Consider the following 15450-nt stretch of genomic DNA (forward strand, 5'->3'; position numbering starts at 1 on the left):
GCGAACCAGGCAGCGCGGTGTATCAGGTTCATGGTGTTATCGTTCTTCGCCGGCAAGCCTGGCTCCTACGAATACGGGGCGTCCACAAAACAAGGGTGCACCCGCTGTCGATTGAACGTTATGGCGTCGCCTGCGCCCGCAGGCGACGGCCGATGACATCCATCAAGTCGCAGCCATCGCGCAAAGGTATGGCCAGCAGTTTGGAAAAGTCCGACAGCACCACGGTGTCGCAACCGATTTCGGCGCGAAAGGCGATGTTTTCCAGCACTTGCGTGACGGTGCGGATGCGGTAGTCGGCCATGGCTTGCAGGACGTCGAGCGGGGCCTGGGTGTCGATGAGCAGGGAGGCCGGGATCAGGTCGATTCCGGTGAGGGGCATGTATCTATCCATAGGTAAAACTCCGATCAAGGCAAAGGTTAAATGTCCCTCAATCGTCGCCAAACGATTGGGTGACAGCTGTACGCAGGTTGGCGAACCGGGATCGGAAAACCGGCAGACCCGAAGATCTCCCGCGCACAGCTGCCATAAAGACAACTTTGCGAGCGTGCAAAAGCCTGCAAGAAAGCACAGAGCTTTTGCACCCGATATCACGGGTCGCCAAACCCGGTCGCCATTTAGGGCGACGGGGCGGACTATAAGCTTCCACGCAACAGTGGGCAAGGTGATGGCTTCCGAGCTTTGTGTCAGATCTGTAACGATGAAACCTCGGATCTTTCATACGTCTTAACTGGCATTCCAAACACAGACCTGAGATGTTCTTCGCCCCTTGGCATATGCCATCGAAGCTATCCTTATTAACCCCTCCCGCCGTCGAGATGGACCTCCACCCCATGCAAACCCCCGCCAAACCCCAACGCCCACTCTGGCAAACCTACCTGCTGTTCCTGGCCCCGATGGTGCTGTCGAACTTCCTGCAATCGATGTCCGGCACGGTCAACAGCATCTACATCGGCCAGATGCTCGGCACCCAGGCCCTGGCGGCCGTGTCGGGCATGTTTCCCATCGTGTTTTTCTTCATTGCCCTGGTCATCGGCCTGGGGGCGGGGGCCGGTGTGTTGATCGGGCAGGCCTGGGGCGCGCGGGAGTTGCATCTGGTGAAGGCGATTGCCGGGGCGACATTGTTTCTGGGGCTGTTGATCGGCCTGCTGGCGGCGGTGGTCGGCAGTGCGTTTGCCCGGCCTTCGCTGGTGGGCCTGGGCACGCCGGGGGATGTGCTGGACGAAGCGGTGGCCTATGCCCATGTGATGCTGTGGTTCATGCCGTCGCTGCTGGTGTTTGTGTTGTTCACGCAGTTGCTGCGCGGGGTCAGCGATACGATGTCGCCGTTGCTGGCGTTGCTGGTCTCGACCTGCATCGGCCTGGCACTGACGCCGGCATTGATTCGTGGCTGGTTCGGGTTGCCGATGATGGGCATTCAGAGCGCGGCGTTCGCCGGGTTGGCGGGGAACCTGGCGGCGATGGGCTGGCTGGCCTGGCGGTTGATTCGCCAGGGACATCCGTTGGCGCCGGACCGCGAGTTTTTGGCGGCCATGAAGCTGGACACGGCGATTCTTGGCAAGGTGTTGCGCATTGGTTTGCCCACCGGTGTGCAGATGGTGGTGTTGTCGTTGTCGGAACTGGTGATCCTGGCGCTGGTGAACCAGCACGGCTCCCAGGCCACGGCGGCCTATGGCGCGGTGACGCAGATCGTCAATTACGTGCAGTTCCCGGCACTGTCGATTGCGATCACTGCATCGATTCTCGGCGCCCAGGCCATCGGGGCCGGGCGTATCGAGCGCATGGGGGCGATCCTGCGCACGGGGTTGTTGATCAACGTGTGCCTGACCGGTGGCCTGGTGGTGCTGGGGTATCTGCTGTCGCCGTGGCTGCTGGGCTCGTTTCTCACCGAGGAGGCGACACGCGATATGGCCGAACATCTGCTGCACATCATGCTCTGGAGCCTGCTGGTGTTCGGTTTCCAGGCGATCATCGGCGGCATCATGCGTGCCAGCGGTACGGTGATGGTGCCGGTGGGGATTTCGATTGTCTGCGTGGTGGGTGTGCAATTGCCGGCGGCGTATCTGCTGGATGCGCGGTTCGGTTTGCAAGGGGTGTGGATGGCGTTTCCGGTCGCTTACCTGTGCATGCTGGCGTTGCAGACGCTGTACTACACACGGGTGTGGCAGCACCAGAAGATTGAGCGGTTGGTGTAGGGGCCGACCTCGATACCTGTAGGAGCGAGCAGGCTCGCGATGAACGCAAGGACGACACGGGCTGTCTGACGCCCCGCGTTATCGTTGACCGCCATCGCGAGCTTGCTCGCTCCTACAGGGACGCGATTGTCCAACCTTTTATCGGCCTTAGACAAAAACATCCTTGCCATCCTCCTTGCGCTGTCTCAGCTCGGCCAACATCTCTTTTTCAGGCATTCCATTGGCCCAGGTAGGGCGTAGCTGAAAATGGGGTTCATCTTTAAAGGTTTTCCAGTTACCGCCCCAGTCCAGACCCAGGTCCATCCCCAGAGCACCGACAGCTTTGTATTTGGGTGAATCGGTTAAATAGGCATTGCCTTCAAAAACTCCAACATCGAAGGCAATCCCGAAGTTGTGGTTCGATTGTCCACCTTTGGCGTTAGTGACTTTAGGCGGATTGTCGGGACGGCCCTTTGCATAAAGTGCGTCTTGTTCGGCATAAGTTCTGAGGCCACTGATGATTTTGATCTTTATGCCGTTGAGTGCAGCTTTTTGAATCAGGGCAATGGCATACGGGCGAACTTCCGGTAACAAGGTATCAATGTTGGTTTTGCTTCGGGTGTCGAGATCCGGCGAAGTAGCGCTTTCCAGTGTGGGAACCTGATCAGGAACAATTCGCGTGGCGATTGCCGACCAGGTTTGCGGCCCGGCCTTACCGTCAACTTCAACACCTAGTGCCTCTTGAACGGCACGTATGGTTTTTTCGATGTCCATTTTTGCTCCGGTAATTGTGAAGTATCCAGAGAAGTACTGTTATTTGTCGTGGGGTTCGAAAAGGATGGGTATTTGTTAAGTGGCTGTTACTGCGTTGTAACTCTGGATTTACAGAGGCTCTTTCTAATCGATTGGCTGTTGATGTCAAGTTAGTCGGCGAGTGGGGAGGTGCTTGATTTATTTGCAATAAGGCGCGCTTTATTAATCGCTTTTATATTTATAGTTGGTGCCCAAAGCTCAGCTAGCATTGGTTTTAGAGTTTTCAGTCTTAGTTGGAAAGTTGTACGGTTTCCATCGAATTGTAAAGGTTGCTTGCCAGGGGCTGTGAATCTGGATCAGGAGTTCATCATGTCAGTGGTTATAGACGGCGAAACCAAACGTATCGGTCTGGCCATGTCGGGGGGCGGGTACAGATCTGCCGCCTTCCATTTAGGGGTGATGCAAGAACTGAAACGCAACGGACTTCTCGAAAAAATCGACCTGTTCAGCTGTGTGAGTGGCGGCAGTATCGCAGGGGCCACGGTTGCGCTGAACTGGGGCAATGCCAATAAGCTTGAGATGCTCGATACTTACCTGCGTACACGTTCGATTGCCGTGTCGTCATTCATCGCGGGCTCTCTCGATCCGTTCGAGTCCCGACTGGAGAAGCTGGCCGACGCTTACGATAAGGATCTGTTCCAGAAAAAAACGCTGTCGGCGCTGAGCAATGGCCCTCGTATCTATTTGAATGCCACCAACCTTGCGACCGGCAACCTGTTTTTCTTCGTTGCTGGCGGCGGGAAAATCTGCGAGATGGGGGAGCATGAGTTGGGGGTGATTCCGGCGCCTGAGTTCCCCTTGAGTCAGGCCGTTGCAGCTTCATCGGCATTTCCTCCCGTTTTCCCTCCTTTGAGGCTCGATCCCGGCGTGTACGGCCCTGCCAGTGTCGAGTATGTGACGCTGACGGACGGTGGCGTCTACGACAATATGGGAGTCAATCCGCTACTGCGCGACAGGAATGCGCTGGACTACGTCATTGTCAGCGACGGCGGAAAGCCGTTCGCAAACGATAGCCAGCCGACTGAATCTGGCGCGCTCGTGCTCAAGGCCGGACTGGACATCATGATGGAGCAGATACGTGGCCTGGAATTCGACCGGTTGCAGTATCGACATCTGGCAGGAAAGGGGCCCAGACCGATGTGGTTTTCGATCGACAGTCGTGAAGGTGAGGAACGGCAGGGTGACGCGGCATTTGCGTCGGCGATTGACACAAACCTGCGTCGATTGTCTTCCGAAGAGATGGCCGTATTGACTCGTCATGGTGCCGCTCTGGTCAAGGCCCGACTCACGGCGTACGCCCCCGAACTTCTTTAACGCCAGTGCATGTCCGGTTATCCGGAGGTGCTTGAGTCGCAATTTTCTCTGGAAGAACCGCGTATCGACTGCTCAATGTTTCAGTTCACCATTTATGAGGGCTACCGAAATGACGACAGCAACGGCTGACTCAGCCAAGGAATTTGTGGCGAACCTGCATCTTGGCATTGCGCCTCAACGTCCATTCGGCGTTACTGAAAACGTGAGTCCATTCAAGCCCTTGGACAATCAACAACAGGCCGTTGTAGTGGGGGCGGATGTTGTTTCGTTTACTTCGCAGGTCAGTGCTCAGCGTCGTCAGGATATCCAGGATTGCACGCTGCTTGCTCAACTGGCGGCCAATGCCAAGGTCAATCAATCTGCGGATATTTTTGCCTGGTATGACACTTACTTTGACGTCTTGAGCAACCTCGGATGGACCATTGCCAGCAAGCAATTCAATAGCCAGGAGAGTCATGGCGAGGAAGTCGATGTTCATGAGGCCATAATTGCGGTGGCCACCGCTTTGCTGGGCGCAGGATCGACAGGGCTCGCGCTGGTGATCACCACCCTGAATGCGATGAAAACGATGAACGCCAGTTCCCCCTGGATCACCATTTTCAAAAGGGAGAGCCATAAGCTCAAAGCGCAAGCCTTCCAAATCGCTGTGGTGGAGCAGGATTCAGCCGGACAGACCACCATCACCCTGATGGCGTTTACCTTGAATGTATCTTCCGTGATGAATCAGATTGTCTTTTTCAAGATCAAGACTGATGACGTCACGCTACAGAATTGTTCAGGCAGCATCACGATCAACGAAGGCGTCCTGAATGCCATTCGTGAAACGTTGCGCAAAAAGGTGCAGGACCGCGCCGAGGGATTTGTTGGCGCTCTGCAAGTGTAGGGGCGAGTACTCCATGGCCGCCAACTCATGGAGGGAGTTGGGCAGTCCAGGTATTTTCGAGGGGGGCACATGTCTGACTACCCGCCACCACCGATGCGTAAACTCAGGGTTTATGCTTTCGACCCGCAAGCCGCCACGCAGTTGGACACCGCTCGCATCAGCCATGCGACCATCCAGATTCCATGGGAGGAGCGCTGGGAAGCAAAAATGCAACCCGGCCCGGTCAACGAGTATTTCGAAGTCATCGATATCGATCCCGTCAGCGGTCAGTTTTACGACCCTGTCGATCTGGATAATCGAAATTTGCTGGCGCAGGACGGTTTGACGCCTTCGGAGGGCGATCCACGTTTTCATCAGCAAATGGTGTTTGCCGTGGCGATGAAAACCGTGAAGCTGTTCGAGCGTGCACTGGGGCGAAAAGTCTATTGGTGCCCGCAGTGGGACGAGCATTCCGGCTCATATCGGCAGGTGCGCAAACTGCGCATCTATCCACATGCCTTGCGCGAAGCCAATGCGTATTACAGCAAAGAAAAAAAGGCATTGTTGTTTGGCTACTTCAAGGCATCCATGACCGATTCCGGCGTCAACCTCCCCGGAAGCTGGGTCTTCACTGCGCTGTCCCACGACATCATCGCCCATGAAACCACGCACGCCATTCTTGATGGCTTGCATCGTCGCTACAGTGAAGTGAGCAGTCCCGACAGCCTGGCGTTTCATGAGGCATTTGCAGATATCGTCGCCTTGCTGATGCATTTCATGTTGCCGGAGGCGGTGTCCATGCATGTTGCCGCCAATGGCGGCAGTCTCAACCAACGTTCCTGGATGAGCGGCCTGGCCCGGCAGTTTGGTGAAGCCACCGGGCGCTATGCAGCGTTGCGCGAGGCAATCGACGATAAAAACAGCCAGCAGTTACCCGACCCGACTTTGTTGTCGAAAACGCGCGAACCCCATGAGAGAGGTGCCATTCTTGTTGCTGCGGTCTTCGATGCGTTCATCAGTATTTATGAGCAGCGTTCGGCTGATCTGCTGCGCCTGGCCGATGGCGTGGGCTACCCCGGCAGCCGCCTGCCCCCGGAGCTGGTTCAGCGGTTGACTCGGGAAGCGACCAAGTCGGCGGATCATGTTTTGCGCATGTGCATTCGAGCGCTGGATTACTTGCCGCCGGTGGACGTGCGGTTTGGAGAGTTTTTGCGTGGCATCATCACTGCGGACACCGACCTGATTCCCAATGATCCGATGCAGTATCGCCTGGCAATGATTCAGGCGTTCCGTCGCCGCGGCATACTGCCCGAAAACTGCCTGTCACTGGCGCCGGACAGTCTGCTTTGGGAGTCGGCGGATGTCGCCCTCGAGGCCGGGGATCTGTTGAATCCACGCAACGGTGCTCCCGCACTGGACATCACACCGCAATACCAACGGGACAAGGGGTTTCGTCAGGCCGAACGTAATCGCAAGATCGTCTGGCGCTGGATCATGAAAGCAAGTCGCTCGAACTCGGCCTGGGTAGATGCGTTGGGCGTGGTATTCAACACCACCAGAATCGCCGGATACATCGCTGGAAGTCTCTTCGCCTCCAGCGACCTTGCCCGGCCCGCTGTCGAGGTGCATTCGGTAAGGACCTGCCGGCGTGCGGGCCCTGATGGCCAGGACCTGCGCCAACTGGTGATCGAGGTCACGCAGCGGCGCCAGGGCTTCCTGGATGTCGCCAGTCAGGTCCTCCAGGATCAGCAGGATCTGATCGGTACGACACAACCGCTTACCAGCGACTTTCTCTTCCGCGGGGGCGCAACGCTGATCATCGACTTGCGCGACGGCAAGGTGCGTTATGTCATTCGCAAGCGCATCAATGATGAAGCCAGACTGGCGTATCAACGCCACTTCCTGGAAACGGGCACGGATAGTCTCGCACTGACTTACCGGGGTGCCCACGTCGAAGATAATCCGTTCGCCATGACTCATCGTGGAGTCTGAAACCATGACGACCCGTCCATCATCAGGCACGGTATCGGTGCGCATGTATCGAGGCATCCTTGGCGATTGTTTTTTACTGCGTCACCAGCTCGAGGGTGCCGGGGTCAAACACATCCTGATCGACTGCGGGGTATTGCAGGGGGTTGAGAACGCCAGGGCCTTGATGAAGGACATTGTCAATGATCTGCTCACTACGACCGGCGGCAAGCTGGATTTGCTGGTGGTGACTCATGAGCACCACGATCATTTGTCGGGGTTTCTTTACGAACAGGAAACCTTCAAGAGTCAATTCGACATTGTCGAGTTCTGGCTCGCATGGACCGAGAATCCCGCTGACCCTCAGGCCGTTGCACTTCACCAGCATTTCAACAAAGCGAAAAATTCGTTGGCCGCCATGGCCGGTCACTCGGCAATTAGCGCACTGAAAAACAACAACGTTCACATCAAGACGGTCCTGGACCTCAGTGCGTTTTTGGGCGTGGCGGGCGGCGGTCGTCCGACCGGTGCCAGCACCTTGCAAATGCTCAAGGACAAGGCAACACCGGCGCGAACCCGCTATCTGGAACCGGGCGATGTGGTCGAACCCAGAGCGATTGCGGGCCTCAAGGCCCACGTCATGGGCCCACCCAGAGACGAAAAGCGGTTGCGCAAGGATTCGCCCTCCCAAGGTCCGGCCAAGGAGGTGTACCTGACTGATCAAGAGGATGCGCATGCAATTGAGCTTCAGGTCAATCAACTTGACGATAAGCCGGTAGAGGCGCTCGACATACCGTTCGCACGGCTGCATCAACGTCCTCTGGCCGCCGTCAAACAAGGTAAACCTTCCGGGTGGACGAACACTCAAAAGCTGTATTTCGACCCTGCTGAATCGAAGCGCACTATCGATGACGAGTGGTATTCGTCCGCTGAAACGCTGGCACTGAAACTGGACTCCGACACCAACAACACCAGTCTGGTCCTGGCCTTTGAACTCCCGGACAAGCAGGTACTGTTGTTTCCGGGTGATGCGCAGGTTGGCAACTGGTTATCGTGGGCCGACCAGACTTATCCGCGAACGCCGGACCCGTTGCAGGGCGCAGCGCTGACGGTCGATGACATCCTGGCGCGCGTCACGCTCTACAAGGTCGGTCACCATTGCAGCCATAACGCAACCTTGCGGCAAATGGGGCTGGAAAAAATGACCGATGACAGGTTGGTTGCGATGATTCCGCTGGTGACTGCCGTCGCTGAAGGCAACGATTGGTGCATGCCTTATCCCGACCTCTACGCAGCCTTGAAAAAGCAGACACAGAACCGTGTGGTGATCGGAGACAGCGTGATTGCAGACGAATCGGCGGCCTTCATGAAAAAACCTACCGCGGAGCAAAACCCGGCGGTCCTGGACTATCACTCGCAGGGCTTGTGGGTGGAAATCAAGATTTCCTTTTGACCTTGAACCCAGGGGGCGTGATGGAAAGCTATTCCCGGTGGCAATCGTTTCAGACTCACTGCCGAGCACAGTGACAGGGTGCCGCAAGCGGTCGGCCGGGGTTGATCGTGAAAGCGGTGGTTCGAGGCATGGAGGCGGTGGCTGTACCTGTCTCTTCGTCGGAGCAGCGCCCAAAACAACGGATTTGTGCCGACAATTCATGAGGGGCGGGGTTAACCGACAGGCGCAGGTGCCTGGGGAGGTTTTCAATGACTCAGCATTCCTCATCGCACAGTCTCTTGCAGGATCGCGCCGCTGCGGGCCGGCGGCTGGTGGAGCCGCTGCAGGCCTATGCCCACCGTGAAGATGTCATCGTCCTGGCCTTGCCCAGGGGCGGGGTGCCGGTGGCGTATGAGGTGGCCACGGCCCTGGGCGTGCATCTGGACCTGATGTTGGTGCGCAAGCTCGGCGTACCGTCGCATCAGGAGTTCGCCATGGGCGCGATTGCCAGCGGCGGTATCCAGATCCTCAATGACCAGGCACTGCTGGCACACCCGATCGATAAAGCCGCGTTCGATGCCGTGGTCGCCCGGGAAAGTCACGAGCTGTTGCGGCGTGAGGAGGTCTATCGCGGCAGCCGCGAGCCATTGCAGCTCAAAGACCAGACCGTCATCCTGATCGACGACGGCCTGGCCACGGGGGCTTCGATGAGGGCGGCCATCCACGCCACACGGGTACACGAGCCATCGCGCATCGTCGTCGCGGTGCCCGTGGCACCGTTTGAAACCGCCGAAGCGTTGCGCCGTGAGGTGGACGAGTTGATCTGTCCGTTGATCCCCGATTGGCTGATGTCCATCGGTAACTGGTACATGGATTTTTCCCAGACCTCGGATCGCGAAGTCATCGATCTGTTGCAGCGGGCCTGGCAGCGAGAGTTGGGTGTGAGCGAGCGCTGATTGTCGCCCGATGAGTGGAATAAACGGCGATTCTTTGCTTTAGTCCACGCAGTGTTCGCCATCTCACTCCATGCGGGCTTTGGTCCGGAGAGTCCCATGAACGCTCGATTGCCGCGTTTCACCTTGCTGGCCGCCGTTCTGGTGTCGGGCTTTTTCATCGATACCGAGGCCGCGCAATACACCGACGTGAACCCCACGGCCAGCACCATCAGCTTCACTTACAACCAGATGGGCTCAAGGGTGTACGGCACCTTCGGCAAGTTTGTCGGTGATCTGGATTTCGATACCGCGAACCCCGAGGCGGCGCACACCCGGTTGACCATTGACCTGGGCAGCATCGACGCCGGCAGCGAAGACGCCAACACCGAACTGCAGAAGCCCGGGTGGTTCGATGTCGAACAGTATCCGCAGGCGATATTCGAGTCGACTCAGTTCAAGGATCTGGGCAACAACCGTTACCGGATCACCGGGAACCTCACACTCAAGGGCCTGACGCGGAAAGTGGCCGTGCCGGTGTTACTCAAGACGGAGCGCGCCATCGGTATTTTCGACGGCGAGTTGGTACTCAAACGCAGTGACTTCAAGGTCGGTGCCGGCGAGTGGGCCGATAGCGTGGTGTCCGACGATATCGACATACGTTTTCGGATGGTTGCTGTGGAGCGCTGACATTGGCGGGCTGTCGGCATTCGGTGGTTTCAATAGGGAGAGTCGAAATGAGTCCGGATCAACGTGATTTCCACGTGGAAGAGTTTCGGCAGCTCAAGGCCGAGATCTCCACCATGCTTGAAAGAATCGCGTCATTGTTCAAATACGGGCTGATTGGGAGCGCGGCGATTTACTCGTGGTTCCTGACCAACCCGCTCAAGTCCGAGTTCAACGATGTGCTGGTGTTTGCCAGCCTGATACCGCCGGCGATGGTGTTTTTTTTTGGTTTGCTGGCATTGGTCACCTTCTGGCAGGTCGATGTGATGGGGCAGTATCTGTTGAAGATCGAGAAGGCTTTGGGGGATCAGTCGCTGGGCTGGGAAACCCACATGAGGACTACCAGGGGCTATCTTTTACCCATGCTGCTGATTTTCTATTTGTTGCTGCTCGGTTCGGAAATCGGCATTGCGATATGGGTCCACCTGAAATTTCCTGCCTTGTGATCAATGGCCGGCGGCAGGACCTCGGGTCGTGGCATGAGGCCTGGGGGTGTCGAAGATCTATCGCCAAATCTCCAGTGTGACGGTCCCTTTGTTGTTCCAGTAAAAACCCGGTACGTCGTTGGCGTAGCAGCTCAGCTGGCCGGACTGGGGCGCTACCCAGCCTTCTTTCCAGCGACTGCCGTCGCCGATAATGAAGAGGCTCTTGCGTTGACGGTCGATGCTGCCGATCAGGGTAAACCAGGTGGCCTGCGGCGCCTGAAAACGCAACAGGCCCTTTGCCCAGTTCATGCTGCTCTTGTCATAGCCATTGGCATCGCCGGGGTTATGCCAGTCCAGCCATTCGCCCGTGGCACGCAGGTAGTACCGCGTGCCGGCCTGCAACGGCAACGGCACGTCATTCCAGTACTGCTTCGAATCGATCTCTGCGCACCAGAGCAGTTCGCTCGCGCCGAAAGGTGCCACCTGCGTCGGTGTGTCGTTCATGGTTTTTTCGGCCGGGGTGCCGCCGTTTTTTTCGGTTTCGCCGCCACTGTCTTGCTACGGGGTGCTTTTGCACCTGCCACGGCGGTAGTCGGCGCCGCGCTGGCCAGGTTTATGACGTTGGCCTGGCTCTTGAGTACTTGCGCGACAATCCTCTTCTGTGTCGGCACGTCATTGTCGAAGCCGCCGTGAGTCGAGTTGATCGAGTCATTGGACGGTGTCGTGACGTAGGTGAAGTTGGGCAGGTTGAACACCGGTGAGGCGTGGATGTATTTGTCCATGCCCAGAATCGGTGTACGCACGCCGGCCTCGAACGATTCGGACACCAGGTACAGCAAGGATCGCAGGTAAGGGCGGCAGGTCGGGTCCTGGTTTTCGGCCATGTCCGTCAGGGAAAATTGCAGATAGTTATCGACGGTTTTGCTGATCAGATGCGGCAACACCAGGCGTTCGAAGGTGTCGACGCGTACCGCCGGCGCCATCAGGTTCAGCGACGCAAAGCGCAGGCCATCCTTGGCCAGGCGATCGATGATGAAACTGTGGACGATGGAGCCTGCCGAATGGCCGATCAGGTGAAGGCGGAATTTGCCGATCTTGTTGGACGTCAGAAAAGCCTTGTGCAGGATCTGCAAGCCGCTTTTGGGGTTGCCGCTCAGGGCATCGGCATTCTGTTTCATCTCGCCCCACAGCAGGGTGCCGGGGGTTGCCAGGGCACGCTCCAGGCGCTTGTCATAGAACTGCTTGACCGCATCGCCGAGTTCGGAAAAGAACCCGCCGGTACTGCGGGGAACCTGTTTGTAGGCATCGACGATGAGGTCGAGCACGGTCTGCATGGCACCGGTTTCCCACATCAGGAAGATCGGGAAAATATTCGCGTCGTACAGCAGCGGCACCCACTCCTTGGCGGCGTCGGCCGCGGCTTTTTCATCATTGAGTCCGCCGTGGGCATAGATGGCGATGTCGATGGTGTCGTTTTGCGACAAGCCCCAGCGTTTGCGGGCTTCACCGAGGTGGAAATCGACCAGGTCTTCGACATCCTCGGGGCGGGTGCGGAAGTCACCGGTCTGGCTCAGTTCGCCGTTGTTGCCAAGGTCTATGATGAACGGGTTGATTTCGCGATTGGCCAGCACTTGCGAAGTGGCGACCACCACTTTGCCGGATGGGGACTCGCGCAGGGTCGTGGCTGCGGAAATCGCCATATGCTCGGCGGTGATCACTCCCAGTTGCGGTGCCCAGCAGTCCATTGCGTTCAGTTGCCAGTCGGAATAGGTGAGGATGGCGTACCCGGCGCTGCCCCAACCGGTGCCCCACGAGTTCTGGATCAGAAAGCCGTCTTCGTTGTAGCCGACGATCACGAAGGCATGCCCGCCATCGTCCAGCCCGGCCTTCTGGCAGGGAATACGCCAATAGTCGTCCCACCGCGTCGAAGGCTTGGCCAGTGGTGTGGCCTCACTGGCGGCAACCTCCCAGCCGGAGTGACAGGCCGCACTGGCATAGAGCACGCCCAGGTCATTGAGAGCCACGTGCATGTCGCTGATCGATAATGGGTCCACACGATAATAGGCGCCTAGCGGGCGTTGCACCGAGTCGATCCACCAGTCGGTTTCAGGCAGGTTGGTGGCAGGCGGCATGTCGAGGTTGGGCCACAGATCCGCGGCGCACGCGCCTTGCTTGTACCAGCCCTTGAGGGCGCCGCGCAGGCTCGAGCCGCTGTCGGAAAGTTCCGGGGCCCGATCCGGATCCGGGTTTGGCGGCTCGGGAATTTCGTCGTAGCGCCGAGCCATGCTGTACAGCATGAAAGGGGAGATGGCCGGCTTGTTTTCGCGCTTGCCCTTGCTCAGCAGGTATTCGATCACCGTCGAAAGTGCGAAGCCCGTGCAGGCATTGGTTTGCAACTGGTTCTTGATGCTCATCCATAGCGTCGGCATCAAGGCCTTGGCCGGTTGCAGGCCGACTGGCGGCTGATAGAGCCGATCACGCAGGTCCAGTTGATCCGGGCATACGGGGCGCCGGCGGGGCAGACCGGCAGGGGTTGCAGCGTTTTTGGCTGGCTTGCGTGTCCTGGTTTTGCTGGCGGAAGAGGGTGCAGTCTTGGCAGGAGAAGTGGCCATCATGGCTCCGTGGAAACTCGGCAATCGCAGATTGGAGAGGGCCCTTGTCCGGCGCGCTGGCTCGAGCAATGAGCACGTCACAAAACGGTAGATCAAGTGCGACAGGTTTCAAGGCTCCAGGGACATCTCCAGCAATTCGTCCATGCGCCGTGCAATATCCGCGATGGTTTGCGCCTTGTCGTGACCGTTGATGATCGTGCGCGCTCCTTCGTAATCAGGTGTCAGGCCCGGTTTGATGAATTGGCTGAGCTTTTTGCCGGTAAACCATCCGCTGCTCATGCCTTCCAAAGCGATGTCATAAGCAAGGTCCGGGTCCTTGGCCAGTTCAGGATTGCTTTCCAGGTCCCGATGAAAAAAATCCCCTGCTTTCCTGTAGTTGCTTCTACCGGTCAATTGTACAAATCCACGCCCGTGAAACCTGGCTCCATCTCCCTCTTCGGTATTCCCGAGGCGCTTGCCAGTAGAAGTCTGCGGGCCGTAATTTTTATTGAAATAGTTGTCAGAACCGTATTCATCTATCGGTTGTAACGTATGTGCGGTTTCCCATTTGAAAGTCGCCAGACTGTAAGCGAGTTTATAGCGATCTGTCGGGTTTTGCGTAAAACGCTCATCCGCTTCGATTCTTTTCAACAGAAATTTGATGGCGTTGGCTAACGATTCTTTCATTGGGCCGAATTTTTTTCCGTATTCCTCTATGAACTTATCATCGTCGAACTTGAACATGATCTTCTCCAGGGTGAGAGAACTGTTGAAGAGAGGAGATTCATCTGGTTGATGAAGTGATTGTTGGGGACGATCGAAAGCCGGATTGCGATAAGTCTAGTGTTGGCTTGCATGCCTGTCTAACGGCGACTAGTTGAGATGAATGCTTTTATTAGTGTGGTTGGATTTAAAAGTTATTCCAAAATAGCCTGGCGTCGGCATCGTGCAAGAGAGGCTGGAAGGAAACGGCCATCTATAGTTTTTCGGGGTGCAATTCGGTGTTTGGTTAGCGCGTCAGCCCGGAAAGTTTACCTGGGGAGGTGGTCCATATGAACCGTGCCGCAAAGGTGTTACTCAAGTTTGACAGCCAATATGACCTGGATGAAAAGAAGAAGCTTCGCGATGGACTATCGGCGGTGGTGCAGATTGGTCAGACGCTTTGGCTTGCCAACGATGAAACCTTGAGTCTGGAGTGCTTTGATTGCCAAGACCAGGCAGCTGTTCAGAAGGTTTACGACAACCATCGACAGTTTGCGTTGGGCGACTTGCTGCAATTGCCTGCCCCCGCAATCTCCGGGCAGAAATTCGAGGAGGCCGACATTGAAGGCCTCGCCTTTGACCAGGCCCAACAGTATCTGTGGCTGATTGGCTCCCATAGCCTCAAGCGCAAGCAGCCGGATGCCAGGAAAGACGAAGGCGAGAACATCGAGCGTTTGAGCAAGGTGAGCAGCGATGGAAATCGATATTTGTTGGCCCGAATTCCTGTCGTGAATGAAGACGGCATTCTCAAACTGGTACGAACAACCAGCGATTCGCAGAGAACCGCTGCGCAGTTGGCTGGGCAGCAGTCGTGGAGCGCGCTCACCAGGGCGCTCGGCCAGGATGAGCATTTGCGTGGATTTTTTGCGATACCCGGCAAGGACAACGGGTTCGATATAGAAGGCCTGGCGATAGCCGGCAAACGCCTCTTCATTGGCTTGCGTGGGCCTGTACTCAGAGGCTGGGCAATCATTATTGAAATCGAACCTGAACAGGACAGGGGTGATCCCCATACGTTGAAGCTGGCGAGGATCGATGAGGAGGGTGCGCTGTATCGCAAGCATTTTATTCAACTGGATGGGTTGGGTATTCGCGATTTGTGCGTGGACGGTAATGACATGTTGATACTTGCCGGGCCGACGATGGACCTCGATGGCCCTGTTACGGTCAGTCGTTGGATCAATGGCGTAAATACAACAGGAAATACTGTGGTTTTCAGGGAAAAACTCGCAAGGGTTCTGGATGTGCCTTTCGGTTATCGAGGCGATCATGCGGAAGGCATGACACTTTTCTCAACCGCTGACAGCCCCGGGCGGCAACTCCTGTTGGTTTATGACACGCCGCTTGGGCGGGGAGACAACAGCAGTGTAGAGGCGGACATTTTCGAGCTTTGAGCCTGCAACAAATGAGTGGATGCAGGGACAGGCGGGAGGAGCGCAATTCTATAAAAGTG

General features: G+C 57.0%; 14 protein-coding genes. 9 read left to right on the forward strand and 5 right to left on the reverse strand.

Translation table 11 applies throughout. The features are described from left to right. Positions 1-118: 118 nt before the first annotated feature. Positions 119-391 carry a hypothetical protein gene (locus tag ACQKP2_RS06520; protein WP_427575335.1) on the reverse strand — a complete coding sequence of 91 codons (273 nt, stop codon included), beginning with the start codon at positions 389-391 and terminating at the stop codon, positions 119-121. A gap of 440 nt (positions 392-831) precedes the next feature. Here ACQKP2_RS06520 and ACQKP2_RS06525 point away from each other — a divergent pair, with 440 nt between their 5' ends. Then, positions 832-2193, forward strand: a complete 1362-nt coding sequence (locus ACQKP2_RS06525) for an MATE family efflux transporter (protein ID WP_427575336.1) — start codon at positions 832-834, stop codon at positions 2191-2193. A gap of 147 nt (positions 2194-2340) precedes the next feature. Here the strand turns inward: ACQKP2_RS06525 and ACQKP2_RS06530 are convergent, their stop codons facing one another. Further along, positions 2341-2946: a M15 family metallopeptidase gene (locus tag ACQKP2_RS06530; RefSeq protein WP_427575337.1), complete on the reverse strand. Its 606-nt coding sequence runs from the start codon at positions 2944-2946 to the stop codon at positions 2341-2343. A gap of 348 nt (positions 2947-3294) precedes the next feature. Here ACQKP2_RS06530 and ACQKP2_RS06535 point away from each other — a divergent pair, with 348 nt between their 5' ends. The 7 genes from ACQKP2_RS06535 to ACQKP2_RS06565 all read left to right on the forward strand — a co-directional run bounded on the left by ACQKP2_RS06535 (position 3295) and on the right by ACQKP2_RS06565 (position 10665). After that, complete coding sequence (locus ACQKP2_RS06535; RefSeq protein ID WP_427575338.1) at positions 3295-4299, forward strand: patatin-like phospholipase family protein; 1005 nt, start codon at positions 3295-3297, stop codon at positions 4297-4299. A gap of 109 nt (positions 4300-4408) precedes the next feature. Beyond that, positions 4409-5182 (forward strand): hypothetical protein, encoded by a 774-nt coding sequence (locus ACQKP2_RS06540; RefSeq protein WP_427575339.1) that lies wholly within the window; start codon positions 4409-4411, stop codon positions 5180-5182. 69 nt (positions 5183-5251) lie between these two features. After that, positions 5252-7153 (forward strand): hypothetical protein, encoded by a 1902-nt coding sequence (locus ACQKP2_RS06545; RefSeq protein WP_427575341.1) that lies wholly within the window; start codon positions 5252-5254, stop codon positions 7151-7153. A gap of 4 nt (positions 7154-7157) precedes the next feature. Next, positions 7158-8582: a hypothetical protein gene (locus tag ACQKP2_RS06550; protein ID WP_427575343.1), complete on the forward strand. Its 1425-nt coding sequence runs from the start codon at positions 7158-7160 to the stop codon at positions 8580-8582. 248 nt (positions 8583-8830) lie between these two features. Next, positions 8831-9517 (forward strand): phosphoribosyltransferase, encoded by a 687-nt coding sequence (locus ACQKP2_RS06555; RefSeq protein ID WP_427575344.1) that lies wholly within the window; start codon positions 8831-8833, stop codon positions 9515-9517. Between the two features lie 96 nt (positions 9518-9613). Then, a complete protein-coding gene (locus tag ACQKP2_RS06560) occupies positions 9614-10183 on the forward strand; it encodes a YceI family protein (protein ID WP_427575346.1) in 570 nt (189 codons plus the stop codon). A 47-nt stretch (positions 10184-10230) separates the two neighbouring features. Then, positions 10231-10665 carry a hypothetical protein gene (locus ACQKP2_RS06565; protein ID WP_427575348.1) on the forward strand — a complete coding sequence of 145 codons (435 nt, stop codon included), beginning with the start codon at positions 10231-10233 and terminating at the stop codon, positions 10663-10665. Positions 10666-10722: 57 nt separating this feature from the next. On the opposite strand, the gene ACQKP2_RS06570 is transcribed toward ACQKP2_RS06565, so the two are convergent. From ACQKP2_RS06570 to ACQKP2_RS06580, 3 genes are all read right to left on the reverse strand, one after another. After that, positions 10723-11148, reverse strand: a complete 426-nt coding sequence (locus tag ACQKP2_RS06570; RefSeq protein ID WP_427575350.1) for a hypothetical protein — start codon at positions 11146-11148, stop codon at positions 10723-10725. Continuing rightward, the gene (locus ACQKP2_RS06575; protein ID WP_427575351.1) at positions 11145-13256 is read right to left on the reverse strand and encodes a C1 family peptidase; all 2112 of its coding nucleotides are present in this window, start codon (positions 13254-13256) and stop codon (positions 11145-11147) included. Before ACQKP2_RS06575 ends, ACQKP2_RS06570 begins: the two co-directional genes overlap by 4 nt. Positions 13257-13364: 108 nt before the next feature. Further along, on the reverse strand, positions 13365-13979 hold the full coding sequence (locus tag ACQKP2_RS06580) for a glycoside hydrolase family 19 protein (RefSeq protein WP_427575352.1): 615 nt from the start codon (positions 13977-13979) through the stop codon (positions 13365-13367). A gap of 308 nt (positions 13980-14287) precedes the next feature. On the opposite strand from ACQKP2_RS06580, the gene ACQKP2_RS06585 reads away from it, so the two are divergent. Beyond that, a complete protein-coding gene (locus ACQKP2_RS06585; RefSeq protein WP_427575354.1) occupies positions 14288-15391 on the forward strand; it encodes a DUF3616 domain-containing protein in 1104 nt (367 codons plus the stop codon). The last annotated feature ends 59 nt before the right edge of the window (positions 15392-15450 follow it).

It is taken from the genome of Pseudomonas sp. NPDC089569, assembly GCF_050280625.1.
GTDB lineage: Bacteria > Pseudomonadota > Gammaproteobacteria > Pseudomonadales > Pseudomonadaceae > Aquipseudomonas.

Excerpts from the sequence above, each read along its gene's own strand:
- ACQKP2_RS06585 (WP_427575354.1), top strand. The coding sequence starts at position 14,288 with ATGAACCGTGCCGCAAAGGTGTTACTCAAGTTTGACAGCCAATATGAC.
- ACQKP2_RS06535 (WP_427575338.1), top strand. The coding sequence starts at position 3,295 with ATGTCAGTGGTTATAGACGGCGAAACCAAACGTATCGGTCTGGCCATG.
- ACQKP2_RS06565 (WP_427575348.1), top strand. The coding sequence starts at position 10,231 with ATGAGTCCGGATCAACGTGATTTCCACGTGGAAGAGTTTCGGCAGCTC.
- ACQKP2_RS06575 (WP_427575351.1), bottom strand. The coding sequence starts at position 13,256 with ATGGCCACTTCTCCTGCCAAGACTGCACCCTCTTCCGCCAGCAAAACC.
- ACQKP2_RS06570 (WP_427575350.1), bottom strand. The coding sequence starts at position 11,148 with ATGAACGACACACCGACGCAGGTGGCACCTTTCGGCGCGAGCGAACTG.
- ACQKP2_RS06580 (WP_427575352.1), bottom strand. The coding sequence starts at position 13,979 with ATGTTCAAGTTCGACGATGATAAGTTCATAGAGGAATACGGAAAAAAA.
- ACQKP2_RS06555 (WP_427575344.1), top strand. The coding sequence starts at position 8,831 with ATGACTCAGCATTCCTCATCGCACAGTCTCTTGCAGGATCGCGCCGCT.
- ACQKP2_RS06550 (WP_427575343.1), top strand. The coding sequence starts at position 7,158 with ATGACGACCCGTCCATCATCAGGCACGGTATCGGTGCGCATGTATCGA.
- ACQKP2_RS06540 (WP_427575339.1), top strand. The coding sequence starts at position 4,409 with ATGACGACAGCAACGGCTGACTCAGCCAAGGAATTTGTGGCGAACCTG.
- ACQKP2_RS06525 (WP_427575336.1), top strand. The coding sequence starts at position 832 with ATGCAAACCCCCGCCAAACCCCAACGCCCACTCTGGCAAACCTACCTG.
- ACQKP2_RS06520 (WP_427575335.1), bottom strand. The coding sequence starts at position 391 with ATGGATAGATACATGCCCCTCACCGGAATCGACCTGATCCCGGCCTCC.
- ACQKP2_RS06560 (WP_427575346.1), top strand. The coding sequence starts at position 9,614 with ATGAACGCTCGATTGCCGCGTTTCACCTTGCTGGCCGCCGTTCTGGTG.
- ACQKP2_RS06545 (WP_427575341.1), top strand. The coding sequence starts at position 5,252 with ATGTCTGACTACCCGCCACCACCGATGCGTAAACTCAGGGTTTATGCT.
- ACQKP2_RS06530 (WP_427575337.1), bottom strand. The coding sequence starts at position 2,946 with ATGGACATCGAAAAAACCATACGTGCCGTTCAAGAGGCACTAGGTGTT.